Origin of the sequence: Mycobacterium sp. NPDC006124 (assembly GCF_040614235.1) — a bacterium.
In the GTDB taxonomy this organism is placed as follows: Bacteria; Actinomycetota; Actinomycetes; order Mycobacteriales; family Mycobacteriaceae; genus Mycobacterium.
Genome location: NZ_JBEXUA010000009.1, coordinates 30,462 through 53,135 on the forward strand (window position 1 = coordinate 30,462; position 22,674 = coordinate 53,135).

Sequence of the window (22,674 nt, forward strand, 5' to 3'; positions counted from 1 at the left end):
AGTACCCCGGCAACTGGGTCTCGTGATCCCGGCTTCTCGTCTAGGCTTCTCCCGCAGCCGAGGCGGCGGCCGACCCGTGCCGCAGAGGAGAGCGATCGACGATGACTGACACCACCAAACCCGCAGGAGCACAGCGTAAGTCGGGCATGCGAATCCCCGGCTTCGCGCAACTTCAGCGACTCGGCAAGAGCTTGATGCTGCCGATCGCGGTCCTACCCGCAGCGGGAATCCTGCTGCGCCTGGGTCAGGACGACCTGCTGGGCAGCATCAAGGCGCCGGTCATCGGACCGTTCTTCCAGGCGATGACCGCAGCCGGGGACGCGATCTTCAGCAACCTTCCGCTGCTGTTCGCCGTCGGTGTCGCAATCGGTTTCGCCAAGAAGGCGGACGGGTCCACCGCGCTGGCCGCCGTCGTCGGATACCTGGTGGTGCAGGCCGTCTTCAAGACGATGTCGCCGGTGGTCCTGGCCGGGGAGGTCGACAAGGCCGGCGAGCAGGCGCAGATCAACTACAGCGTGTTCGCCGGAATCCTGGTCGGCCTGCTCACCGCGTACCTGTTCGACAAGTATCACACGATCCAATTGCCTTCGTATCTCGGCTTCTTCGGCGGTCGGCGGTTCGTCCCCATCGTGGTGTCGCTGGCCTGCCTGTTCCTCGCGTTCGCGATGAGTTACTGCTACCCCCTCTTCGACGCAGGCCTGACCGGTCTCGGCAAGTTCATCGGCGGCTCGGGCGCCATCGGCGCCTTCATCTACGGCTTTGCCAACCGCATGTTGATTCCGCTCGGCCTGCACCACATCGTCAACTCGTTCGTGTGGTTCATCTACGGCGACTACCAGGCTCCCGACGGCAAGGTGGTCACCGGCGAGTTGACCCGCTTCGCGGCGGGTGACCCCTCCGCGGGCCTGCTCACCTCCGGCTTCTACCCGATCCTCATGTTCGGACTGCCCGCGGCGGCGCTGGCGATGATCCACGTGGCCAACAAGAAGCAGCGCAAGGTCGCGGTCGGCATCCTCTCGGCGGCGGCGCTGACCGCCTTCCTGACGGGGGTGACCGAACCGCTGGAGTTCGCATTCATGTTCGTCGCCTTCCCGCTGTACGTCGTGCACGCGGTGCTGACGGGCTTGTCCCTGGCCATTGCCTACCTACTCGACATCCACCTGGGCTTCTCGTTCTCCGCAGGCTTGATCGACCTGTTGCTCTACGGCACGGCGCCCGCGGCGAAGAACATCCCGTTGCTGATCGGCATGGGCGTGGTCTTCTTCGTCGTCTACTACCTGCTGTTCCGCTTCGCGATCGTGAAGTGGAACATGCGCACTCCCGGTCGGGAGCCCGAGAGCGAGTTCGAGGCCGAGGAACGCGCCAACCTGGGCGAGGGAGAGGTCGCCGCCACCGCGGTGGCCGCGGGCGGGACGGGTACCGCGACCGACACCGTCGTGGCGCCGGCACCCGTGGCCCAGGACAGCACCGCCGAGCAACTCATCGCCGCGTTCGGCGGTCGGGACAACCTCGTCAACGTGGACGCCTGCATCACGCGTCTGCGCATGGAGGTCACCGACCCGTCGAAGGTCGACCAGGCCCGGTTGAAGACCCTCGGTGCGGCCGGCGTCATCGAGGTGGGCAACAACGTCCAGGCCGTCTTCGGCACGCAGGCCGAGGCGTTGAAGAACGACATCAAGGACGTTCTCTAGCCGGTCTGCGCCTGGTCCTTCGGCAGGACGAGGGCTGCGACACCGGCCGCGACGACGGCCAGACCCAGGATGGTGCCGGCCACGGCCGACCAGCCGTACCGGTCGAAGGCCACGCCGCCGAACCACCCGATGACACTGGACCCGCCGTAGTAGAAGAGGTTGTAGAGCGACGACGCCTGCGCCTTGCCGACCGGAGCGGACTGGCCCGTCCACCCGGAGGCGATCGAGTGCGCGCCGAAGAAACCGGCGGTTGCCACGACCAGACCGCCGAGCACCACGAACACGTTGTCGCTGAGCGTGATCGCCACGCCGGTGACCATGATGGCGATGGAGACCAGCAGTACCCGCTTGCGGCCGAATCGCGTGGCCTCGGCACCGGCGCGCGAGGACGCCCAGGTGCCGGCCAGATAGGCCAGGAACACCAGGCTGACCAGGAAGGAAGGCAGGAAGAACGGTGCGCCGGTCAAACGGAAGCCCAGGAAGTTGTACAGCGCGACGAAGCCACCCATCAGCAGGAAGCCCTGCGCGAACAGTGCGAGCTGCCGCGGCGTGCGCAGGTTGGCGGCCAACCGGTGGGCGAGCGTGCCCTCGGGCCCGGCTCCCCGGCGGGGGACGAAGCCCCGCGGCACGGGGGCGAGCTTGACGAATGCCAGTGCGGCGCAACCGCACAGCGCGGCCACGGTGAACACGCCCCCGCGCCAGCCGGCGAATTCGGCGACGGGACTGGCCACCAACCGGCCCAGCAGACCGCCGATGGTGGTGCCCGCCACGAAGGTGCCCGCGGCCCGTGCCGCGTGCGCGGGATCGATCTCCTCGGTCAGGTAGGCCACGGCGATGGCGGGCACCCCGCCGACGAACAGACCCTCGAGGAAGCGCCCCGCCAGCAGGACGTCGTAGGTGGGCGCGAAAGGAACCAGGAGTCCGACGGTGGTGGCGGCGCCGACCGAGATCGTCATGGCCTTGACCCGCCCGATGCGGTCGGCCAGCGTCGACCAGGGGATGACCCCGACGGCCAAGCCGACCGTCGACGCCGAGATGGTCAGCGCCGCGTCGGCCGCACCGATGTGCAGACCAGCCGCGATGAGCGGCAGCACCGCCTGCGGTGAGTAGAGCTGGGCGAAGGTGGCGACCCCGGCGCAGAACAGCGCGGCGAGCAGTCGTCCGTACTCGGCCGAACCGCGGCTGTGTCCGACCCATCGGGGCGCGGTGGTGGTGTGATCGATGGACACCCGATCCACGCTAGGAAACCCGGTCTGATGTGTCCAATGCATGAGGTTCGTGATGTCGATACGTCGGACGCATCATCGGTCGTCAGAGCCGGCGCGCCTCCGTCAGGAGTCGGAGAGAAATCGCGCGAAGCGTTCGGCCGGTGGGGCCAGCGGACGGTCCCGCTGCCACACCAGTCCCACCTCGCGCTTGGCGCCCCGGTTGGTCAGCGCCACGTGGACGGTTCGGGTCTGGCCGGCGTCCTCGCGTGGGACGGGCACGACGGCGACGCCGAATCCGGCGGCGACGAGTCCCTCCATCGTGGGGATCTCGGTGGCCTCGAACACGATGTCCGGGGTCAGGCCCTCCTCGGCGCACAGTTCGTCGGTGACCTGTCGCAGCCCATACTGCTCGGCGAGCGCGACGAACGGTTCGTCAGCCGCCGCCGAGAGCCGGGTGCGAGTGCGGGTGGCCAAGCGGTGTCCCGGCGGAACGGCCAGGCACAGACGTTCGACGTAGAGTCCGCGCCACGCGACGCCCGGGCCGTCGGGCTTCGGGGCGGTGATCGCCAGGTCGGCCTGACCGGTGAGCACGCGCTCGGTGATCTCGTGGGCCGGGCCTTGGAACAGTTCGAAACCGATCCCGGGCGCGGCGTCGCGGAAGCGTCGAAGTTGTTCGGGCACATACCAGCTCGCCAGGGAGTGCAGGAAGGCCAGGCGCACCCGACCGCTGTCGGGGTCCAGCAGCGCAGAGATGCGGTCGCCGGCTGATTGCATCTCGGCGATGCTCCGCCGCGCGTGCTCGAGCATGATGCGGCCGTAGGCGTTGAGCCTCAGCCGCCGATTCACCCGGTCGAACAACGCCGTCCCCGCCTGCTCCTCGAGGCGAGCCAATGCACGTGAGAGAGTCGGCTGACTCACCCTCAGCTCGGCGGCCGCGACCGTGACGTGTTCGGTCTCGGCGAGGGTGACGAACCACTGCAGCTCCTCGAGGCGCACCGCCCGACGATAGCGAGTCGCGCGCTCACCGGCCGTCGACGCACTCGAGCAGGTAGGTCAGAGCGCCGTCCGCATCGGGGGCGACGTGGATCAGCTCGGCCGACGGGATCGGCAGGAACCCGTCGGCGTCCATCCTCTCGAGCTGCAGGGCGAGCCCGTCGTAGAACCCGGCGGTGTTCAGCAGCACCACGGGCTTGTCGTGGAATCCGTGCTTGCGCAACTCCAGGATCTCGGTCGCCTCGTCGAGGGTCCCCAGTCCGCCGACCATGACCACGACGGCGTCACATCCGGCCAGCAGCAACGCCTTTCGCTCGGCGAGATCGGCAGCGAACACCATCTCCTCGGCGTCGGCCCTGGCCTTGGCGCGGAGGAATTCCACCGAGACGCCGACGAGCCGTCCGCCGGCGGCCCGCACGCCGTCGGCGACCACCTTCATCAGGCCGGTGTCGGAGCCGCCCCACACCAGCGTGTGACCCCCGGCGCCGAGCAGAGCGCCGAACTCCGCGGCCGCGGAGGTGTAGCGCTCGTCGAGGTCGGCGGCGGAGAGGAAGACGCAGATCTTCACCTGCCCAGTATGCGGGGCACACACCGGCCTCACAGCTGAATATTGTCTTCTATACTTAGATGGAGATCGGACGAGCGAGAGGTGACGGACGTGGCTGCAGTGGAGACGACCTTCCAGGGAGTGCGGATGCGCTTCGACAGTGCCCGTACCGTGCCCGCGCTGCTCGACGCGCTGCTGGCCGACGTCGGCCGCCAGCCCGTGCCCATCGAGGCCATCTCCGACCGCCATGACGACTGGGCGTCCTACGAACGCGAGGTCCAAGAGCACGTCGGGCCGCACGGCTTCATGCTCTTCGCGTCCTTCGACCACGGCGCCTGGATCCAGAAGGCCGGTATCCACCGCCAGGTGCTGCGGCTGATCATCGGCAACCCGCTGATCGCCGTCACGATGCTGCGCCACGACGTCACGGCCGGGCTGTTCGCACCCGTGGAACTGTTGCTGACCGAGGAGGACGACGATCGCAGCGCCCTGACCTACGTACGCCCGTCCTCGTTGATGGTCGTCGAATCGAACCCGCCGCTGCTCGAGGCCGCCCTCGCGCTCGACGACAAGTTGGCGGCGTTGGCCGAGTCGGTCACCGCCGGTTAGGGCCGCCGACGGCTCACCGTCCGTGGGCGGCGAAGAACTGAGCGCTGGCCAGCGATGCGTTGGTGGCGGTCGTGGTCAATCCAGCGCCCGGCAGGGTGAAGTTCCCCGTGGGCCAGGTGTGCCCGCCCCCGTCGATCTGGAGTAGGACGACGTCGGTGCCGTCGGCGCACCCGACCGCAGAGAACCGGCGCACCGAGGTCCCGTCCCCCGAACTCGGCAGCAGATCCTCGACCGGGGCGGCCGAGCACCGGTCGATCTCACGCCAGCGCGCCGAGAGCGCCGGAGCGGCGACGATGTCGCTGGGTCCCCCGCGACCCACCATCGGGCCGCCGGCAAAGGGTACGACCGGGTCGGCGGTGCCGTGGAACGCCAGCACCGACACCGGCCGCGCCGGATTGCACGCGACGCCGGAGCCCAGCGTGCCCGAGACCGGGGCCACCGCGGCGATCACGTCGGCCCGGTCACACGCCAGCCGGTTGGCCATGAAGCCGCCCGCCGACATGCCGGTGGCGAACACGCGGCCCGGCGGAATGCCGTAGTCCCGGACCAGCCGGTCCACCAGGGCAGTCAGGAAGCCGACGTCGTCGACGCGCTGACGGTCGGGGGTCGACGCGCCACGACCGTCGGCCCAGCTCTGGTCGATTCCGTCGGGGTAGGCCACGACGAAGCCGAGCGCGTCGGCGGCGGCGCCGTAGTTCGTGCTGGCCGCCTGCCCCGCCCCGTCCATGCCGGCCCCGTGCAGGTTGATCACCAGACCCGCGGGCTGGGCGACGCCGGCGGGAGCGTGGACGAGGTAGGTCCGCTGCAGACCGCCGAACGACATCTCGCCGCGGACGTCCCCGGCGGGGAATGCCGCAGCGCTGACGGCGAACCCCATCAGGGCACAGCCGAGCGAGGACACCAGGGCGGCGAGGCGGACGAGGACGGACCTGGTCGAGGTGGGCATGCGGTCAGTGTCGACGGCAAAGCTGGACGGCGGGTGAACTTCAGGAGCCTGGCCGGGATTGGTCACCTGCCTCCTGTACCGCGACCGTCGCCGAGCGAAACGCCGAACGCCCCCGACCCACCCGAAATCGCACGTGAGGCGCGTCGGCGCGGGCGAGAATGGGCCGATGCGCTTCGGAAACTTCATGGCTCCCTTCCATCCGGTCGGGCAGAACCCCACCCTCGCGATCGAGCGGGACCTCGACCTGATCGTCGAGATGGACCGCCTCGGATTCGCCGAGGCGTGGATCGGCGAACATCACTCCGCCGGTTTCGAGATCATCTCCTCCCCCGAGGTCTTCATCGGGGTTGCCGCCGAACGGACCAAGCACATCAAGCTCGGCACCGGCGTCAGCTCCCTGCCCTACCACCATCCGCTGATGCTGGCCGACCGCATGGTGCTGCTGGACCACCTCACCCGCGGAAGGGTGATGCTGGGGTGCGGGCCGGGACAGCTCACCTCAGACGCGCACATGCTCGGCATCCCCGCCGATGCGCAGCGCCCCCGCATGGAACAGAGCCTCGAGGCGATCACCAGGCTGCTCCGCGGCGAGACGGTCACCATGCACACCGACGGCTTCACGTGTGAGGACGCCCGCCTGCAGTTGAGGCCCTACACCGAGCCGTGCTTCGACATCGCGGTCGCCGCGTCGTTCTCACCCACCGGGCCGCGCGGTGCGGGCAAGCACGGCGTGGGCATGCTGTCGATCGCCGCCACCGCGCGCCAGGGCATGGACTTGCTTGCGCAGCACTGGAAGACGTGGGAGAAAGTCGCCTTGGAGCACGGTCACGTGGCGGACCGGTCGAAGTGGCGTCTGGTGGGCCCCATGCACCTGGCGGAGACCCGGGAGCAAGCCGAACGCGACGTCGAGCACGGCATCGTGGAGTTCTCCCAGTACTTCAAGCATCTGTTGCCGGCCGGCCCGGTGCAGGGCGACACGGTCGCCGAGATCCTCGAGAACAACCGGCAGTCCGGCTTCGCGGTGATCGGCACGCCCGAGGACGCCGTGGCCAAGATCTCCGAGCTCGTCGAGGCCAGTGACGGTGGTTTCGGGGCATTCCTACTCTTCGACCATGACTGGGCGCCACCGGCCGCCAAGCTCCGGAGCTACGAGCTGTTCGCCCAGTACGTGATGCCTCGCTTCACCGGTCAGCTCACCGCGCCCGCGGCCTCGCGAGACTGGGTGCTGGCCAGCGGCACCGAGTTCATGGACCGCGCCGCCCACGCGATCGGCAAGGCGATCGAGGACCACGCGGCCGAACAAGCCGCCAAACAGGGCTGACACCGGGTCACCGATGGATCCGCAGCTGCAGGAGATGCTCGACGAGCACCAGCTCCGTCGGCTGGTCGACCGCTACTGCCGCGCCGTCGACCGGGGTGACCTCGAGCTGGTGCGCAGCCTCTATCACCGCGACGCGGTGGACTCCCACGGCTCGTTCTCGGGAGGTTCGGTCGACGAGTTCGTCGCCCGGCTCGCCGCGGCGCGTCCCCATCTGCGGTCGATGCAGCACCACGTCACCACGGCGAACTTCGCCGTCCGCGGCGACGTCGCCGAGGGCGAGGTCTACTCGATCGCCATCCACACCCTGATCTCGGGCGACCGCGACGTCGACGTCACCGTCGGCGGACGATACCTCGACAAGTACGAACGACGCGACGGCTCATGGGGTTTCGTCGAACGGTCGATCGTCACCGACTGGGCCCGCGTCGACGACCCGTCACCGGTCCGGCTCGACCATCCCATGACCCGGGGCACGCTGCGCGGCACCCCCGACGCGAACGACCCGTCCCACCAATTCTTCTCGCTGCTTGGCTCCGGCTGAACCGGGGAACACCCGAGGGCATGACGAATGCCACGGCCACCGTCGAGTACGCACCGGGACGGTCGGCCGATCTGTTCGGCTCCCCGTCGGACCCCGCGGTCTTGCTGTGGCATGGCATGCAGACCGACTCCAAAGCCGCCCTGGGTCCGCTGGCCGAGGCCATCGCGGCACATCGGCTCGCCGTGGTGGTCCCCGACTGGAACTCCCATGCCGCCGACGGCGGGCGGGCGGACCTGCTCGAATCGGCGGCCTTCGCCCGCGCTCAGGCCGCCGACGCGAACGATCTGGTCGTGGTCGGATGGTCGATGGGCGGCCTCGCCGCGGCGGGCCTCACGATCAACCCCCACGTCGCCGGACTGCAGGTACGCCACACCGTCTGCCTCGCCGGCGCGTTCACTGCCGTCGACCCCATCTCGGGCGGTCGTCTCGACGACGGACTCGGCGGCGCACCGACCGGTGCGTTCACGCTGCTGCACGGCCTGCACGACGACGTCGTCCCCATCACCGTCTCGATCGCCTTCGCCACGCGACTCGGTGACGTCGGATGGCCCGCGGAGGTGGTCGAACTCGCCGCCGACTACGGCTCGATCGCGGGTGCCGCCTACGACGCGGCCGACGACCGATACGTGCCGTCGCGCGACCCAGGGACCGCCGAGGTGACTCGCGAGGTGGCCGAACGAATCGCCGTGGCGGCGGGTCGTTGACCCCGGACGCCCGCGACGGGGACGCGACGGCGACCACGAGCCCAACCGCCACCCCCATACGCTGGATCCCGACCCGGGTGCTGGTGACCCGGTCGGCCGCCGAACTGCCGCACGGTGCGCAGATCATCGCTCGCTGCGAGGCCGCCGGCGTGGACCGCGTCGAGGTGCTCTCCGGCGACCGTCTCCCGCCCCTGCGCGCCGGCGACGACCGCGCAACGTACGCCCTGGCCAAGCGCACCCTCGCCGTGGTGGTCGCGCCGCCAAGCAAGCGTCGACTGCAGCCGATACCGCCGAGCGCCGACTGGCGCGTCGACCTGGCGGAGGGATGCCCGGGCCATTGTCAGTACTGCTATCTGGCCGGCTCGCTGTCCGGCCCACCGATCACCAGGGTGTACGCCAACCTTCCCGAGATCCTTGGCGGCATGGATGAGAAGGTCGGCCACGGAACGGTCACCTCCGCCTCGACTGAGCGGGCCTCGGAGGGCACCACGTTCGAGGCCTCCTGCTACACCGATCCGTTGGCTCTGGAACACCTCACGGGGTCCTTGTCGTCGACGATCGCCCATGTCGGGACTCATGACTGGCCGGGACCGGTCGGATTGCGGTTCACCACCAAGTACGACGACGTGGCGCCGCTGCTGAATCTGCCGCACGGCGGCCGCACACGGGTTCGGGTCTCGGTCAACGCCGCCGAGATCGCCGACCGATTCGAAGGCGGAACGGCCCGCCTGCCCCGACGCATCTCGGCCCTGCGGGAGTTGGCGGGCCACGGTTACCGGGTGGGGCTCACCATCGCCCCGATCATGCCGGTGCCGGGCTGGCGCGACGCCTACGGCTCACTGTTGCGCCAAGTCGCCGACGCGGTTGCCGACGCCCCGCGTGTGGACATGACGGTGGAGTGCATCACGCACCGCTTCACCGAGACGAGCAAGGACGTGCTGTTGGGGTGGTACCCCCGCACCAAGCTCGAGATGGACGAAGGGCAGCGCACGCGGAAGTTCGGCAAGTACGGCGCCGCCAAGTACGTCTATCCAAAGTCCACGATGACCGAACTACGGTCGTGGTTCGAGTCCGAGGTCGCCCAGACACTGCCCGAGGCCCGAATGTTGTACTGGACCTAGGGTTTCCGCTTCACGACGTCGGGGGCCACCTCGCGGGTGGCCATGCCGCCGCTGCGGCCCTGGTCGGTCGGTCCGGGTGGCGGATCGGTCGCCTCGGACTGCTGTCCGGTCTGGTCGTCGGTCTGCCCTCGATCACTGGTCATGATCGTCGGTTGCCCCGTGCGACGGCTTTCAACCGCGTCTAGAAGGGACTGCTGTTGGACTGCCACTTCGCCGACTCCGGGCGCGGGCCGAAACGAGCGGCGTAATCGTCGTGCAGCCGGGCGTCCTTGCGGCGCTTGATCGCATCGACGAGGGTCGGGTCGAGATCGTGCTGCACCAGGCGGTGGCGCCGCCACACCTTGTTCAGGGCCAGCGACATCAGGATCGCCCAGATGTAGATCGGAGCGGTCATCTCCAGATGCACGTAGAGCGAGGCGGGCAGTAGCCACAGTGGCGCCAGCACCAGTAGCGGAGGGATGGCCATGCGCACCATGTGACGCCGCACCGCTCCCTCGCCAGCGAGATCCTCGGCCACCCAGTTGCGCATCGACGACGGCAGGCGACGCCCGTAGGAATAGGTGACGTACTGCCACGGTGTGGGTCGTTCGGCGGTCATGGTGACACTCCCATCGTTGGGTTCAGGCGTCCAGGGCGCCCGCCGCCAAGGCGGCGGCGTTGATCCGCGTCAATGCGCGGTGCAGTTCTTCGAGTTCGGGAAGGTCCACCCCGAGGCGAGAGACGACGGCGGGCGGGATCTCCATTGCACGCGAGCGCAACTCGGAACCGGCGGCGGTCAACTCGACGTCGGTGGCGCGCTCGTCGGTCGCACTCTTGCGTCGGGTCACCATGCCGAGCGCCTCGAGCCGCTTGAGCATCGGGGACAACGTGGCCGAATCGAGTTGAAGCGCCGTGGCGATCTGCTTGACCGACATGGCCGCGCTGCCGCGCGGCGCCGACTTCTGGTGATCCCACAGCGCGAGCATGACGAGGTACTGCGGATGGGTCAGGCCCAGCGGGTCCAGCAGGGGTCGGTAGACGGCGAGGACGGCTCGGTTGGTGACGGCCAGCGCGAAGCAAACCTGGCGTTCGAGCGCCAGGGGGTCGGTGTCCACGACGGCCGGTGAGGTCATGGTTGAATCGTACGCTAATAGTTAGGGCACTAACTATGTGACCTCACGCACGGTCGAGCAAGGCGAGCGGTGATGCAGATCCTCGGGCAACCCGTGGTCACCGGTACACCATGGGTGGCCGGTCCCAGCTCGGCGATCGCGAGCAGCTCGTAGGCTGCCTCCGGCGCGCCCGCCTCCCGCTTGGCGTGCGCTGCGGCGATGGCCCTGGCGCCGCGCAGCACCGGATCCGAGGTCAACACCGCCGCGCGCTCCAGGAAGGTGGCCACCGCCGACACACCGCCGCGGCTCAGGGCCCGCGCCGCCGAGGTCTCCAGGTCGGCGGCGACGACATCGTCGGGACCCGAGGCCGCATTCGCCGCGTGCCACGCACGCCGGTCCGGGGCCGCGTTCGGGTCGGTCGCGTCGGCCAGCACCCGATGAATCTCGCGACGCTCGGTCAGATCGGCCGCGCGGTAGACCGCCGACCGCATCAACGGGTGTTGAAAATGCATGCGCTTGCCGAATCGATCACCCCATCCGCCTCGGCCGGAGCCAGCGCGTCGACCGGAATCCCCAGTCCCGCTGCGGCCCGGAGGAACAGCGCCGCGTCACCCACCGGCTCGGCGGCCGCGACCAGGAGCAGCCGACGCGTCGACGCGGGCAGCACCTCGATGCGCCGGAGGAAGCCGTCCTCGATCTGACTGGCGGAGGTCCGCCGCAGCGAGGTGCCGAACCCACCGGCCAATTCGGCGGCGGACACGTTGCGCGGCTGCAACCCCGCGTGCGCCAGCTCCATGTCGGATTCGACACCGGAAACCTGAACCAGCCCAAAGCCCTTGGCCTCGTCGACGACGACGTCGAGCAGCGCCGACTTGCCGACTCCCGCCTCGCCTCGCAGGACCAGCACCCGACTCTCGGCGGATCCCACGCGGGTCAGCAATTCCCTCAGCGTCGCGGACTCAGCGGCGCGTCCGCGCAGAATCTTGGCCGACATCATCACCGCGTCTGGTTGGAGTGTCTCCCGTGCCTGCCGATCGTAGCGACGGTCCGTGTCCTGGCTAACCCCTGGCCGCCGGTTCGACGGTCCAGTCACGAACCGGTGGGAGGCAGCGAATTCCTCCCGTCGAGGCGTGCCACCATTCGGTGGTGACCGACCTACCGCCTGGCGTCCGCCACCAGCTCGACGAGTGGGAGCTCACCGAGGACGGGCCCGTGACCCACGGATCGGCCTCGACCGCGACGTTCGTCCGCACGTCCGATGGTGCGCCCGCCGTGCTGAAGATCGCCGTCGCCGGCGGGTCCGACCACGAGCACCTCGCCCTACGTCGCTGGGGCGGGGTGGGTGCCGTCCGCCTGCTGCGGGCCGACCCGCATCGTCGGGCGCTGCTGCTGGAGAGGTTGGGGACGCAGAATCTCGACTCGCTGTGGGACGTCGAGGCCTGTGAGCTGGTGGCCGACTCCTACCGGCGCCTCCACGTGGCGGCACTGCCGCAATTGCGTTCCCTGACAAGCGATGTCGAGCGGTGGATCGAGGACTTCGAGAAGCTGCCGCGCAGCGCACCGGTGCCGCGTCGCCTGGTCGAGCAGGCGGTCACCACTGGGCGCGACCTCGTCTCGATCCGCGGCGCCGACGTGCTGCTGCACGGCAATCTGCACTACCGCAAGCTGATCGCAGGCGAACGGGAGCCGTGGTTGGCGATCGGACCCCAGCCCGTCAACGGTGACCCGCACGCCGAGATGGCCCCCATGCTGTGGCATCGGTGGGACGAACTGGAGGGCAATGTCCGCGCCGGAGTACGCACCCGCTTCCACGCCCTGGTCGACGCGGCGGGCTTCGACGAGGCGCGCGCCCGTGCGTGGACCACGGTTCAGGTGATGCACCGAGCGGTGCGCGTCATCGAGGGCGGTGCCACCGCGTCGGACGAGCTCACCAGATACGTCGCGATTGCGAAGGCCGTGCAGGACTGAGACCTAGAAGGTCTTGGAGACGGTTCCGTGAAGTTGCGGCCACGGCGGTCTGCGGATCATGGCCACGCCGACGAAGATCGTCGCGACCAGACCGACGAGGATGCCTGCGAGCGCGACACGCGTGCCGTCGTCTGCGGGCGCCCACACGGGTACGCCGTCCTTGACCACGAATACGCCGACGGGGTTGGACACGGGAATCACGGTGGCGCCGTCCGGGGTCTGGAACTGCTGACCGAAGACCGTCGTGTCGTCTGACGCACCCATGCGTACCTGCCTACCTGCCGCGACCGCTGTCACGCAAGACCTTTGGCGGCATCGCGGTCACATCAGCCGGGGAGGCCCTGCTCCTCGGGCGGCAACGCGGCCGGACCGGTGATCTGGGGTGCGACCGACAGCTGCGTCGGTGCGTTCGAGGTCTGCGTCATGGTCACCCCGGTCTCCATGTCACCCGCGACGGATCCCGTGCTCGCGGGACCCTGCAGAACCGCGACCCCGATGGCGGCGGCGGTGAGAGCGGCACTTCCTCCGATGACTGCGAACAGCTTCATGTCTGTGTTCTCCTAGAGTCGTCGAGCAACAATTCGTTACCCTAGGTAAGCAGGTTCCACATTTGGGAGCATCTCAAACGCACTCCGCCGAAGGAGTTCGTCGGGCCCGTCAGGGCAACGTCGTCCGGGGTCAGTAGAGGGTGTAGCCGCCGTCGATGACGACCACCGAGCCCGTCATGAACGCCGAAGCGTCCGACGCCATGTAGACCACCGTCGGCGCAATCTCCTCGGGCAGCGCGTACCGCTTCATCGGGGCGTCCTCGATCCAGTGCTGCCGGAACTCGGGCTTGTCGACCGGCGCCATCTCGGTCTTGACGTAGCCGGGAGCGATGGCGTTGACCCTGATGCCGTAGGGCGCCCACTCCGCGGCCAGCGACTTGGTCAGTTGGTGCACCGCGGCCTTGGACGCGTTGTACGACGGTTGCATCTGCGGCCGGTTGACGATCAGCGAGCTGATCGAGCCCACGTTGAGGATGTTGCCGCCGCCGTGGTCCTTCATGTAGGCCGCCGCGCGTTGGCTCAGCCGCCATAACGACCTGGTGTTCACGTCGAAGACCAGGTCCCACTCGTCGTCACTGATCTCCAACGCCGGCTTGTGGATCGCCAGACCGGCGTTGTTGAGCAACAGGTCCAGTCCGCCCAGGCGTTGCACCGCGCCCTCGATCGCCGCGTCCGGACCGTCCTGGGCGGTGATGTCGACCTCGAACGCCGCGACGGTCAGGCCGTCCTCGGCGAGGGCAGCGACGGCAGCGGCGTTGCGTTCGCCGTCGCGCGAGACGAAGACGACGTCGGCCCCCGCCTCGGCGAGTCCGCGAACGAACGCCAACCCGAGGCCGCGATTGCCACCGGTGACCAGCGCGCGCTTGCCGGTCAGCGAGAACGCGTCGAGAACGGTCATGTCTTCTTCTCCATTTCTTGGCGGGTCTAGTCGCCGCCGCGGAATCGCCGCGTCGTCAGGCCGTTCAGCAGCGCGGCCACGATGAGCACGACGCCGAGGGCCAGCAACTGGAACTGGGTGCCGGTGTTGCCCTCGAAGTACAGGATGATGCCGGCGTTGAGCCACACGACGAGGAGGGTGGCCAGGAGTACGCCGGCCAGGCGTCCGACGCCACCGGTGATCGCCACGCCGCCGAGGACGGCGATGGTGATCGCGGGCAGAGCCAAGCCGTTGCCCGCGGTCCCCGAATCGGGCCGCGCCGAGGCGAATTCGGCGGTGATGTAGACCGCCACCAGACCGGACAGCACCCCGGACGTGACGTAGGCGCGCATCCGGGTGCCGGGCACGTCGACGCCGGCCCAGCGTGCGGCGACGTCATTGGTGCCGACTCCGTAGAGCCGGCGACCAAAGGTGCCGCGACCCAACGCCAGCCACAACACCACCAGCACCGGAACCAGGAACGTGAACACTCCCAGCGGAACGTCGGGCACGTAGTCGCCGATGACGGGAACGCTCACCGACCCGGTGAGGGTGTACAGATCCTGAATCTGCGGGCTGTTGATCGGCTTCTGGTCGTTGACGACCAGTGCGATCGACTTGTACGCGTAATACGTTGCCAACGTGGCGATCAGCGCGGGAAAGCCGATGCGCGCGACCAGGAAACCGTTGACCGCTCCCAGCAGCGCGCCGACGACGACCGCCAGCAGGACGGCGGCCAGCAGCGGCCAGCCCCACTTGCCGTAGGCGAAGCCGAAGATCATGCCCACCAACGACACCATCGCGCCGACCGAAAGGTCGATCCCGCCGCGACCCGACACGATGACGACCAGCTCGGCGAATCCCAGCAGCGCCAACGGAACCGCGTCGATGAGCGTGGCCGACATGTAGTCGAAGTCGTAGTCGCCGGAGAGGTAGCCGTTGGCGCTCAGATAGGACAGCCACGCCACCACGACGACGATGAGCACGGCGAGCAGGACGATGCGCTGGGTCAGGAGCGCCTCGAGGAGGCGATCGGCGCGGCGCCGAGACGCGGGCTTCTGCTCGACGGAGGCGGGTGTCTCGACGCTCATGGGTCCCTCCTGGCACGTCGGCGGACGAGGTCGGTTCCCACCGCGACGACGATGAAGATGCCCACGAAGAGGTCGGAGAGCTGCGAGGGCCACCCCAGTTGCGTGACACCGGATTTCACCGTCTGCACGAGCAGTGCACCCAGCACCGTACCGAGTACCGAACCGCGACCGCCCATGATCGACGTTCCACCGATGACCACGGCGGCGATCACCGCGAGCTCCTGGCCCGAACCGACGGACTGGTCGAGGTTGGAGGTGCCCTTGGCCAGAGTGAAGATCGACGCCAAACCGACGAGCAGACCGGTGATCACGTAGGCGACGAGGATGCGCCGCTGCACCCTGATCCCGGCCAGCCGGGCGGCCACCGGGTCGCCGCCCACGCCGAAGAAGTGCCGGCCGCCGGGCGTGTGCCGCAGATACCACCAGGCGATCCCGGCCAGGACGACCGTGATGGCGAAACTGTGTGGGACGGCGAAGGTTCGGCCGTCGGCGCCGCGTCCGAACCACGACAGGGTGTTCGGCATGCCCGAGATGGGTTGAGAGGCGAAGATCTGCAGACCCACGAAGAGGAACAGGTTCGCGGTGCCGAAGGTGATGATGATGGCGTGCACGCGGCCGTAGGCGATGAGCGCACCGTTGACCAGGCCCAGCACCGCCCCCGTTCCAATGGCCACGACGAGGCACCACCACACCGGTAGTCCGTGGTCACGCATCAGCTTGCCGGTGATCACCGAGCAGACCATGATCGCGCCGCCGACCGAGACGTCGATTCCACCGGTGATGATGATGAAGGTCATGCCGATGCCGATCAGTGCCACCGGTGACATCTCGACCAGCAGTGGGACGATGGATCCCGCGCTGAGGAACGCCGGCGTCGCGAACGCCAAGCCGATCCACAGCACGACGATGACGGCGACCAGTGCGATCTCCGCGGACGTCACCGGCGGTGGAAGCACCCGCCCACGGGTCTTGACGTCGGTGGCGGTCGGGTCGGTCGAGGTGGTCACGCGGTCGCCGTCCCTTCACGGTCGCCGGCAGCCGCGGCCAGGACGTCGACTTGGCGGGCGTCGGGCCCGAACTCCGCGGCGATCGTCCCCGCGCGGATCACCAGCAGTCGGTCGGCGATGCGCAGCGCCTCCTGCAGATCGGAGGTGACGACGAGCACGGCCGTGCCGTTGTCGGCGAGATCGGTGATGATGCGGTGGATCTCCTCCTTGGCCCCGATGTCCACGCCCTGGGTCGGTTCGGCCAGCAGCAACAGCGTGGGCCGCTCGACGAGTTGACGTGCCAGCATGACCTTTTGGGCATTGCCGCCGGAGAGGTCCCCGACGTTCTGGTTCTCGTCGGACGCCCGGACCGCGAGTCGCGTCATCAGGTCCTTGACGGTCGTGCGCTCCCGCCGCCGGTCGACGAACGCCCGGCCCCATGAGAATTTCCGCAGATGACCGATCGACACGTTGAAGGCGATGGACTGAAAGGAGAACATTCCCTCGGTCTTGCGATTGGCAGGCAGCAGCGCGATGCCCGCCTCGGCGGCTTCGCGGGGTGAGCGGGGCGCCACGGCCCGCCCCTCGATCACGATGTCGCCCGCGCTGGCCTTGTCGAGTCCGTAGATGCAGGCGGCGATCTCCGCGACGCCGGAGCCGACCAGTCCGTAGAGGCCGAGGATCTCACCCGACCGCAACTGCAGGCTCACGTCGTGGAAGGAACCGGCTCGCGCGAGTGACTTCAGTTCCAGCACCGGCTCACCGTCGGGCGCCGTCCGGGGAGCGGAGTGCTCGGAAAGTGCTTCTCCCACCATCAGTTCGGCGATGCGACGCACCGACATGTCCGCGAGGGGGTGCGTCCCGATGGTGCTTCCGTCGCGCATCACGGTGACCCGGTCGGCGATCTTGACGATTTCGTCGAGCCGGTGGGAGATGTAGACGATCGCCACGCCGTCGTCGGCCAGGCGGCGGATGATCTGGAAGAGCACCTCGATCTCGGCGTCGGTCAAGATGGCCGACGGTTCGTCGAGGATGAGCACTCCGCACTTGCCCGCCAGCGCCTTGGCGATGGAGACCTGCTGCTGGGTCGCGACCGAGAGGTCTCCCACCACGGCGGTCGACAGCCTGGCGGGCAGCCCGAGCGCCTGGAGCAGGTCGACGACCTTCTCGTTCTGGGCCGCCCAGTCGACGCGGCCGCGGGTGACCATCTCCCGGCCGATGAACACGTTCTCGGCGACGGTGAGTTCGCTGAACAGCTGGGGCTCTTGGTAGACCGTGGCGATGCCCAGAGCGATGGCGTCGTTGGTCGACGCGATCGTCACCGGTTCGCCGTCGTAGGTGACGCTGCCGGCGTCGGGCGTCGTGGCACCGGCGACGATCTTGATCAACGTCGACTTTCCGGCGCCGTTCTCCCCCACGAGTGCGTGGATCTCGCCGGCCCGCACCTCGAAGTCGGCGTGCCGGATGGCCTTGACCGCCCCGTAGCTCTTGACCACCCCGGTGAGACTCAGTCGCGAGGACTGCGACATCGGCGACTCCCGCGGGTGAGGGTCGACCGCGTCAGTAATCGAACTGACCGACGTTCTGCGTGGTGATCAGCAGCGGCTCGCCGAGTACCAGGGTCTTGCTGGCCTCGTCCCACTTGACGTCGGTCATCTCGTCGTTGACCTTGTTGTCGGCCTCGAAGGTCTTGCCGCTGGCCAGCTGCTGGCCGGCCCAGGCGGTGAGGTAGCCCAGGTTGGCCACGTTCCACAGAATGGAACCGGACGAGGATCCGTCGGCCAGGTAGGGCGCCATGGACTTCGGCGTGCCGATGCCCACGGAGTAGACCTGTCCGATCTTGCCGGCGTCCTTCACGGCCTGCGCGACCCCGACCGCCGAGGTGGTGCACTGACCCAGCAGACCCTTGAGGTCGGGGTGCGCGCTCATCAGGTCGGTCGCCATCTGGGTGCCCTTGGCTTGATCCTCACCCGAGTAGACGACGTCCACGAGTTCGGCCTCGGGGTACTTGGCCGACACGTAGGCCTTCTCGGCGGCGATCCACGAGTTCAGGTTCTCGGCGGTCTCGCCGCAGGACACGATGGCCCACTTGCCCTTTCCGCCCATCGCCGTCATCAGCGTCTCGGCGGTCTTGTTGCCGATGCCCTCGGCCGTGGCCTGGTTGACGAAGGCCTCGCGCACCGAGTTGGGCGCGTCGGTGTCGGCGGTCATGACCTTGATCCCGGCGTCCTGGGCCTGCTTCATCAGCGGCGCCATCGAGTCGGGATCGTTGGGCGCGACGACGAGGACGTCGACCTTCTGCTGGATGAACGACCGGACGATCTGGGCCTGCGCGGCGGCGTCAGCCGAGGTGGGACCCTGGTAGAGCCAGTCGATGTTGCCCAGGTCGGCGGCGGCCTTCTTGGCGCCCGTGTCCATCGCCTCGAAGTAGGGCGATCCCTGCAGCTTCGGAACGAAGGCGACCTTGACCTTCTCGCCGGCGGCGGCCTGCGACGAACTGCCACCACCACCCGTCGACGACGCCGGCTCGTCGTTCTTCTTCGTACAGCCGCCGGTGACCATGGCCACGGCCAAGGCCACGCTGATCACTCCGACGAAACGCTGGGAAATCGGCATCGACTCATCCTTCGGCCTGCGCTAGGAAACTCGCCCGAGACCTACCCGGGCAGGCGGACACCCGGCGCGTGCGTTTCATATATCGAACTCAGCGTCGAGTGATGAAACACACACTAAGCAGGCCCTCACGAGCTTGTCAACAACCCGCCTAGGGGTCGTCTCACCTGCCCAATCGCGGTCTTCCCCACTGCCACATCACTTATGGTGGGCCAATGGCGGAGCAAGCACGCGTGCCCGCACTGCGTCGCGCCGCCCTCCTCCTTCAACGGATCAGCGACGCCGACCGACCGATGTCACTCGCCGAGCTAACCCAGCGGACCGGTCTGCCCAAGAGCAGCGTGATGGGCATCTGCCACGCGCTGACCGACGAGGGCCTGCTCGCCCGCGGCGTCGACGGCACGTACGCCCTGGGGTCACGTCTCTACGAACTCGCCTCCGCGGCACGGGCGCACGATCTGCCGATCGGCGACATCGGATTCAGCTACCCGGTCGGCGAGAGCTTCTTCGTCGCCGAGATCGACGCGCTCCGCATCGAGGCCGACCGTCTCGGGGCGAGGCTGCACGTGCACGCGGCGAGGGAGGACCGACGCACCCAGTCCCGGCAAATCGTCGAATTCGTCTCCGCCGGAGTCGACTTGATCCTCGTCGAGCCGGTCGCCACCGACGGACTCGAAGACGCATGCGCGAAGGCACGGGCAGCGCGCATCCCCGTGGTGGCCCTCGGCTCGGCGGTCAGCGGCGCGGACGCCGTCGTCGCGACCGACAACACGAAGGCCGGGTTCCTGGCCGGTTCGGCCTTGGTCGCGACACTGGGCGGGCGAGGACGCGTCGCGGTGGTGGGCGGCATCGCGATCACGGCCAACTCCGATCGCATCGCCGGGTTCATGGCCGCGATCGCCCCCCACCCGCGCGTCGAGGTGGTCGCCACCAGCTATGGCGAACTCGACGCGAAGTCGGGCCGCCGCGCCGCCACGGAGATCCTCGGCGCCAACCCCGCCGTCGACGGCTTCTTCGCCGCCAACGATCAAATCGCCATTGGTATTTCGCGCGTGTTGCGCGGTCGCAAGCTCTCCGTACCGATCGTCGGCGTCGACGGCGCCAGGAACGCCGTCGACGAGATCCGCGCCGGCGGTCCCATCGTCGCGACGGCGACGCAGGATCCGGCGGCACTCGTCCGCGCGGCGATGGACATCGGGATCGCCCTGCATGGCGGCGGGCCCGTCGTGCGGCCCTCGCGCTACCTCGCGCCCACGTTGGTCGACGCCCGCAACGCCGCGGACTACCAGCCATGGGGATAGGCGACTCCCGCACGCCGGCGGTGCACCGCGGCGCGCGCATCCTCGACGCCGTGTCCTCTGGCGCCGCCACCACGCCCGCGGGTCTCACCGGACTGCTGGGACTGCCCAAGAGTTCGATCGCCGACCTGGTCTCCACGTTGGAGGACGTCGGGTTCCTGACCCGACGCGCCGCGGGTGCGCTACGCGCGGGTCCCCGGCTCTCGAACCTGTCCGATCCAGAGTCGTTGGTCCACCGCCTCTTTCGTGCCTGCACGATCCCCGACCTCGTCGGACACACCATCTCCCTGGTGCGATTATTCGGCGATGAGATCGTGTTCGTCGACGTCCACCCCGGCAGGCTGCCGCTCCCGTTGACGCCCCGACCGGGACAACGCGCCGAGGCCGCCGACTGCGCCGGTGCCCCAGCGATCCTGTCGGCCCTGTCCGCCGACGACGCGGCCGCCGCCGTGACGGCCGCCGCGCGGCACCTGGGCCTCACCGACGCGGAGATCGAGACCTGTCTGGCGCTGCGCCACCGACGTCCGCGCAAGGTGTACGAGTCCCGATCCGCGCTCCTCGGACGCCAACTCGCGTGTGCCGTACCGGGCACGCGCTACGCCCTCGTGCTGCACGTGCCAAACCAGTGGCCGGAACCCGCGATCGCCAAGGCCGCCCGCGCGCTGAGCGCCGCGACCCGGGACCACTGACCGGCACTCAGGCCAGCGGTGACGCCACCGCCGACCCGGTGACCGCACCGGCGACCACCCACATGAAGAGGGCGACTCCCATGGCACCGGGGTCGGGTTCACCCTTGGCCCGCTCCCCCAGGTAGCTCGCGCGGCCCATGCGGGCCCGCAGGTCGGCAGTCCCTCGGGCACCGGCCGCAGCGGCGTCGGCCGCAGCAGCGAGATCCTCTGTGCGACTCAACGTTTCGACCGCCGGCGCGAGGGCGTCGACCATCGTGCGGTCCCCGACCTCGGCCTCGCCGACGCGGGTGATGGCGGCCAGGCCGGCCGCCAGCCCGGTGGCCCACCGGCTGGCAGACCCGGGATCGTCGGCCACCGCGACGGCAACCTCGGTGAACAGCAGTCCGAGCAGCGGTCCGGACGTGCCGCCGACGTCGTCGAGGAACACCGAGCCCAACGCCGTCAGCGGGGACTCCTGGTTCGCCCCGGAGGCGGTCGCGAGCCTCTCGGTGGCGATGCGGACTCCCCCGCGCAGGTTGTCCCCGAAGTCGCCGTCACCGCTGTGCTGGTCCAACCGCGTCAGCACGTCGTAGGCCCGCTCGACCGCGTCGGCGAAGCCGGCGACGACGGCTCGCTCGAGTTCGGTTGCCGCAGTGTCGTTCGCACTCATTCCCGGTTCCCTTCCGTCGACGTCGTGGTGCGGTTCGGGAACGCCGGGGTGAACGCCGGCGCGTCCCACAGCGACGTCAACTCGTCGTCGACCCTGGTGACCGTGACCGAGAAGCCCCGCATGTCCAAGGCGGGCACGAGGGTGCCCACCAGGCTGCCGACCACCCGGCCGCCACGAGCCTCGACCTGAATCGCCGCGTATTCGAAGATCAGGTTGAGCTCCAGCGGCGTGGCCGAGCCGAGTCCGTTGACGATCACGATCGCATCTCCCCCGGCGGGCAGCGCGTCGAGCACCTGACCGGTCATGCGTCGCACCAAGTCCGGTGTGCCGGGACGCGGCACCGACTCCACCGCCCGCTCACCGTGGATGCCGACGCCGTATTCGAGTTCACCCGGTTCGATGTGGAACGCGGGCAACCCGTCGTGCATCGTGGTCTGCGCCCGGGAGGCCACCGCGATGCTCCTGGTGACCGACGCCACGCGCTCCCCGAGGTCGCCCAGCTCGTCGAGGCCGGCACCGTCGTCAGCCGCGGCGCCCAGGATCTTCTCGACAACGATGGTGCCCGCGGTGCCCCGGCGTCCGGTGGCGGTGTCCGCGCTCTCGGTGGCGAGGTCGTCGTCGACGAGGACCCGACGCACGTCGACGCCGTCGAGCCGCAGTCGCTCGGCGGCAATGCCGAAGTTGATGCGATCCCCGGTGTAGTTCTTGACGACGTGCACGACGCCGCCGTCGCCCGCGGCGTGCCGGCTGGCCTCGAGAACCTGCCGGTTGTGCGGCGAGGCGAAGACCTTGCCCGGCGCCACCGCGTCGAGCATGCCCTCGCCGAGGAAGCCACCGTGCAGCGGCTCGTGCCCCGATCCGCCGCCGGAGACCAATCCGACGATGCGGCGGGCGTTGCGATGCCGGGCGGTCAGGAAGGTGGGTGACTCGTGGAGTTCGACGAATGCGGCGTTGGCGCGGGCGAACCCGCGTAGCGCCGGCGGGACCGGGTCCGCGTCGTCGGGATGGAAGTGACCCGTGGGGGCTGTCGTCTCCGGTGACATCGCAGTCCGTTCTCCTTGGTGCCCGGTGTCGGTCGACCGGTGTCCAGTGTGCGCCTCGGCGATCCGCATCCGGGGCCCGCAGCGTCGTAACGCACAATCGA

The 22,674-nt window shown here is 69.0% G+C and carries 25 protein-coding genes and 1 pseudogene; 9 read left to right on the top strand and 17 right to left on the bottom strand.

The genetic code is table 11. The annotated features are described in order from the left end of the window. Positions 1 to 101: 101 nt before the first annotated feature. Positions 102 to 1,691 carry a PTS transporter subunit EIIC gene (locus ABZ195_RS18885; RefSeq protein ID WP_355220420.1) on the top strand — a complete coding sequence of 530 codons (1,590 nt, stop codon included), beginning with the start codon at positions 102 to 104 and terminating at the stop codon, positions 1,689 to 1,691. Here the strand turns inward: ABZ195_RS18885 and ABZ195_RS18890 are convergent. From ABZ195_RS18890 to ABZ195_RS18900, 3 genes are all read right to left on the bottom strand, one after another. Continuing rightward, positions 1,688 to 2,920 (bottom strand): MFS transporter, encoded by a 1,233-nt coding sequence (locus tag ABZ195_RS18890; protein WP_355220422.1) that lies wholly within the window; start codon positions 2,918 to 2,920, stop codon positions 1,688 to 1,690. The genes ABZ195_RS18885 and ABZ195_RS18890 overlap by 4 nt on opposite strands. 102 nt (positions 2,921 to 3,022) lie before the next feature. Then, positions 3,023 to 3,895: a LysR family transcriptional regulator gene (locus tag ABZ195_RS18895; protein WP_355220424.1), complete on the bottom strand. Its 873-nt coding sequence runs from the start codon at positions 3,893 to 3,895 to the stop codon at positions 3,023 to 3,025. A 25-nt stretch (positions 3,896 to 3,920) separates the two neighbouring features. After that, positions 3,921 to 4,460: a TIGR00730 family Rossman fold protein gene (locus ABZ195_RS18900; RefSeq protein ID WP_355220426.1), complete on the bottom strand. Its 540-nt coding sequence runs from the start codon at positions 4,458 to 4,460 to the stop codon at positions 3,921 to 3,923. Between the two features lie 126 nt (positions 4,461 to 4,586). Here ABZ195_RS18900 and ABZ195_RS18905 point away from each other — a divergent pair, with 126 nt between their 5' ends. Continuing rightward, positions 4,587 to 5,048 carry a DUF302 domain-containing protein gene (locus ABZ195_RS18905; protein ID WP_355220673.1) on the top strand — a complete coding sequence of 154 codons (462 nt, stop codon included), beginning with the start codon at positions 4,587 to 4,589 and terminating at the stop codon, positions 5,046 to 5,048. A gap of 13 nt (positions 5,049 to 5,061) precedes the next feature. Here ABZ195_RS18905 and ABZ195_RS18910 read toward each other — a convergent pair whose 3' ends face one another. Continuing rightward, on the bottom strand, positions 5,062 to 5,925 hold the full coding sequence (locus ABZ195_RS18910) for a PHB depolymerase family esterase (RefSeq protein ID WP_355220675.1): 864 nt from the start codon (positions 5,923 to 5,925) through the stop codon (positions 5,062 to 5,064). Between the two features lie 235 nt (positions 5,926 to 6,160). Here ABZ195_RS18910 and ABZ195_RS18915 point away from each other — a divergent pair, with 235 nt between their 5' ends. Genes ABZ195_RS18915 through ABZ195_RS18930 form a run of 4 tightly spaced genes read left to right on the top strand, consistent with a single transcriptional unit; the run spans position 6,161 to position 9,681 of the window. After that, a complete protein-coding gene (locus ABZ195_RS18915; RefSeq protein ID WP_355220428.1) occupies positions 6,161 to 7,315 on the top strand; it encodes an LLM class flavin-dependent oxidoreductase in 1,155 nt (384 codons plus the stop codon). Positions 7,316 to 7,328: 13 nt separating this feature from the next. Beyond that, positions 7,329 to 7,856 (top strand): nuclear transport factor 2 family protein, encoded by a 528-nt coding sequence (locus tag ABZ195_RS18920; protein WP_355220430.1) that lies wholly within the window; start codon positions 7,329 to 7,331, stop codon positions 7,854 to 7,856. Between the two features lie 20 nt (positions 7,857 to 7,876). Then, positions 7,877 to 8,560, top strand: a complete 684-nt coding sequence (locus tag ABZ195_RS18925; RefSeq protein ID WP_355220432.1) for an alpha/beta fold hydrolase — start codon at positions 7,877 to 7,879, stop codon at positions 8,558 to 8,560. After that, the gene (locus ABZ195_RS18930) at positions 8,557 to 9,681 is read left to right on the top strand and encodes a spore photoproduct lyase family protein (protein ID WP_355220434.1); all 1,125 of its coding nucleotides are present in this window, start codon (positions 8,557 to 8,559) and stop codon (positions 9,679 to 9,681) included. The genes ABZ195_RS18925 and ABZ195_RS18930 overlap by 4 nt, the downstream gene beginning before the upstream one ends. Here the strand turns inward: ABZ195_RS18930 and ABZ195_RS18935 are convergent. The 4 genes and pseudogenes from ABZ195_RS18935 to ABZ195_RS18950 all read right to left on the bottom strand — a co-directional run. Next, positions 9,678 to 9,824, bottom strand: a complete 147-nt coding sequence (locus ABZ195_RS18935) for a hypothetical protein (protein ID WP_355220436.1) — start codon at positions 9,822 to 9,824, stop codon at positions 9,678 to 9,680. The two genes, ABZ195_RS18930 and ABZ195_RS18935, sit on opposite strands and share 4 nt — an antisense overlap. A gap of 38 nt (positions 9,825 to 9,862) precedes the next feature. Next, positions 9,863 to 10,279 carry a DUF5313 domain-containing protein gene (locus tag ABZ195_RS18940; RefSeq protein ID WP_355220438.1) on the bottom strand — a complete coding sequence of 139 codons (417 nt, stop codon included), beginning with the start codon at positions 10,277 to 10,279 and terminating at the stop codon, positions 9,863 to 9,865. Positions 10,280 to 10,301: 22 nt separating this feature from the next. Then, positions 10,302 to 10,793, bottom strand: coding sequence for a MarR family transcriptional regulator (locus ABZ195_RS18945; protein WP_355220440.1), 492 nt, complete (start codon positions 10,791 to 10,793; stop codon positions 10,302 to 10,304). 122 nt (positions 10,794 to 10,915) lie between these two features. Beyond that, positions 10,916 to 11,766: pseudogene (locus tag ABZ195_RS18950) on the bottom strand (ATP-binding protein); the annotation flags it as partial. Positions 11,767 to 11,918: 152 nt separating this feature from the next. On the opposite strand from ABZ195_RS18950, the gene ABZ195_RS18955 reads away from it, so the two are divergent. Next, the gene (locus ABZ195_RS18955; protein ID WP_355220442.1) at positions 11,919 to 12,740 is read left to right on the top strand and encodes an aminoglycoside phosphotransferase family protein; all 822 of its coding nucleotides are present in this window, start codon (positions 11,919 to 11,921) and stop codon (positions 12,738 to 12,740) included. Positions 12,741 to 12,743: 3 nt separating this feature from the next. Here the strand turns inward: ABZ195_RS18955 and ABZ195_RS18960 are convergent, their stop codons facing one another. The 7 genes from ABZ195_RS18960 to ABZ195_RS18990 all read right to left on the bottom strand — a co-directional run bounded on the left by ABZ195_RS18960 (position 12,744) and on the right by ABZ195_RS18990 (position 18,897). Then, positions 12,744 to 13,004 (bottom strand): hypothetical protein, encoded by a 261-nt coding sequence (locus ABZ195_RS18960; protein WP_355220444.1) that lies wholly within the window; start codon positions 13,002 to 13,004, stop codon positions 12,744 to 12,746. Between the two features lie 62 nt (positions 13,005 to 13,066). Continuing rightward, a complete protein-coding gene (locus tag ABZ195_RS18965; RefSeq protein ID WP_355220446.1) occupies positions 13,067 to 13,288 on the bottom strand; it encodes a hypothetical protein in 222 nt (73 codons plus the stop codon). Between the two features lie 130 nt (positions 13,289 to 13,418). After that, positions 13,419 to 14,186 carry an SDR family oxidoreductase gene (locus tag ABZ195_RS18970; protein WP_355220448.1) on the bottom strand — a complete coding sequence of 256 codons (768 nt, stop codon included), beginning with the start codon at positions 14,184 to 14,186 and terminating at the stop codon, positions 13,419 to 13,421. A 26-nt stretch (positions 14,187 to 14,212) separates the two neighbouring features. Further along, entirely contained in the window at positions 14,213 to 15,295 is a 1,083-nt protein-coding gene (locus tag ABZ195_RS18975) for an ABC transporter permease (protein WP_355220450.1), read from the bottom strand. Continuing rightward, entirely contained in the window at positions 15,292 to 16,302 is a 1,011-nt protein-coding gene (locus ABZ195_RS18980) for an ABC transporter permease (RefSeq protein WP_355220452.1), read from the bottom strand. The genes ABZ195_RS18975 and ABZ195_RS18980 overlap by 4 nt, the downstream gene beginning before the upstream one ends. Next, a complete protein-coding gene (locus ABZ195_RS18985) occupies positions 16,299 to 17,810 on the bottom strand; it encodes a sugar ABC transporter ATP-binding protein (RefSeq protein WP_355220454.1) in 1,512 nt (503 codons plus the stop codon). The genes ABZ195_RS18980 and ABZ195_RS18985 overlap by 4 nt, the downstream gene beginning before the upstream one ends. A 31-nt stretch (positions 17,811 to 17,841) precedes the next feature. Then, complete coding sequence (locus tag ABZ195_RS18990) at positions 17,842 to 18,897, bottom strand: autoinducer 2 ABC transporter substrate-binding protein (protein ID WP_355220456.1); 1,056 nt, start codon at positions 18,895 to 18,897, stop codon at positions 17,842 to 17,844. Positions 18,898 to 19,109: 212 nt separating this feature from the next. On the opposite strand from ABZ195_RS18990, the gene ABZ195_RS18995 reads away from it, so the two are divergent. Both ABZ195_RS18995 and ABZ195_RS19000 read left to right on the top strand, forming a co-directional pair. Beyond that, positions 19,110 to 20,195, top strand: a complete 1,086-nt coding sequence (locus tag ABZ195_RS18995; protein ID WP_355220458.1) for a substrate-binding domain-containing protein — start codon at positions 19,110 to 19,112, stop codon at positions 20,193 to 20,195. Next, complete coding sequence (locus ABZ195_RS19000; protein ID WP_355220460.1) at positions 20,186 to 20,881, top strand: helix-turn-helix domain-containing protein; 696 nt, start codon at positions 20,186 to 20,188, stop codon at positions 20,879 to 20,881. Before ABZ195_RS18995 ends, ABZ195_RS19000 begins: the two co-directional genes overlap by 10 nt. Before the next feature lie 7 nt (positions 20,882 to 20,888). On the opposite strand, the gene dhaL is transcribed toward ABZ195_RS19000, so the two are convergent. Next, a complete protein-coding gene (gene dhaL, locus ABZ195_RS19005) occupies positions 20,889 to 21,530 on the bottom strand; it encodes a dihydroxyacetone kinase subunit DhaL (protein ID WP_355220462.1) in 642 nt (213 codons plus the stop codon). Next, the gene (locus ABZ195_RS19010) at positions 21,527 to 22,573 is read right to left on the bottom strand and encodes a dihydroxyacetone kinase subunit DhaK (protein WP_355220464.1); all 1,047 of its coding nucleotides are present in this window, start codon (positions 22,571 to 22,573) and stop codon (positions 21,527 to 21,529) included. Before ABZ195_RS19010 ends, dhaL begins: the two co-directional genes overlap by 4 nt. Positions 22,574 to 22,674 lie beyond the last annotated feature (101 nt).

Coding starts and splice junctions, on each gene's coding strand:
- ABZ195_RS18995 (WP_355220458.1), top strand. CDS start 19,110: ATGGCGGAGCAAGCACGCGTGCCCGCACTGCGTCGCGCCGCCCTCCTC.
- ABZ195_RS18940 (WP_355220438.1), bottom strand. CDS start 10,279: ATGACCGCCGAACGACCCACACCGTGGCAGTACGTCACCTATTCCTAC.
- ABZ195_RS18945 (WP_355220440.1), bottom strand. CDS start 10,793: ATGACCTCACCGGCCGTCGTGGACACCGACCCCCTGGCGCTCGAACGC.
- ABZ195_RS18985 (WP_355220454.1), bottom strand. CDS start 17,810: ATGTCGCAGTCCTCGCGACTGAGTCTCACCGGGGTGGTCAAGAGCTAC.
- ABZ195_RS18925 (WP_355220432.1), top strand. CDS start 7,877: ATGACGAATGCCACGGCCACCGTCGAGTACGCACCGGGACGGTCGGCC.
- ABZ195_RS18935 (WP_355220436.1), bottom strand. CDS start 9,824: ATGACCAGTGATCGAGGGCAGACCGACGACCAGACCGGACAGCAGTCC.
- ABZ195_RS18905 (WP_355220673.1), top strand. CDS start 4,587: ATGCGCTTCGACAGTGCCCGTACCGTGCCCGCGCTGCTCGACGCGCTG.
- ABZ195_RS18920 (WP_355220430.1), top strand. CDS start 7,329: ATGGATCCGCAGCTGCAGGAGATGCTCGACGAGCACCAGCTCCGTCGG.
- ABZ195_RS18885 (WP_355220420.1), top strand. CDS start 102: ATGACTGACACCACCAAACCCGCAGGAGCACAGCGTAAGTCGGGCATG.
- ABZ195_RS18990 (WP_355220456.1), bottom strand. CDS start 18,897: ATGCCGATTTCCCAGCGTTTCGTCGGAGTGATCAGCGTGGCCTTGGCC.
- ABZ195_RS18970 (WP_355220448.1), bottom strand. CDS start 14,186: ATGACCGTTCTCGACGCGTTCTCGCTGACCGGCAAGCGCGCGCTGGTC.
- ABZ195_RS18915 (WP_355220428.1), top strand. CDS start 6,161: ATGCGCTTCGGAAACTTCATGGCTCCCTTCCATCCGGTCGGGCAGAAC.
- ABZ195_RS18965 (WP_355220446.1), bottom strand. CDS start 13,288: ATGAAGCTGTTCGCAGTCATCGGAGGAAGTGCCGCTCTCACCGCCGCC.
- ABZ195_RS18910 (WP_355220675.1), bottom strand. CDS start 5,925: ATGGGGTTCGCCGTCAGCGCTGCGGCATTCCCCGCCGGGGACGTCCGC.
- ABZ195_RS18960 (WP_355220444.1), bottom strand. CDS start 13,004: ATGGGTGCGTCAGACGACACGACGGTCTTCGGTCAGCAGTTCCAGACC.
- ABZ195_RS19010 (WP_355220464.1), bottom strand. CDS start 22,573: ATGTCACCGGAGACGACAGCCCCCACGGGTCACTTCCATCCCGACGAC.
- ABZ195_RS18975 (WP_355220450.1), bottom strand. CDS start 15,295: ATGAGCGTCGAGACACCCGCCTCCGTCGAGCAGAAGCCCGCGTCTCGG.
- ABZ195_RS19000 (WP_355220460.1), top strand. CDS start 20,186: ATGGGGATAGGCGACTCCCGCACGCCGGCGGTGCACCGCGGCGCGCGC.
- dhaL (WP_355220462.1), bottom strand. CDS start 21,530: ATGAGTGCGAACGACACTGCGGCAACCGAACTCGAGCGAGCCGTCGTC.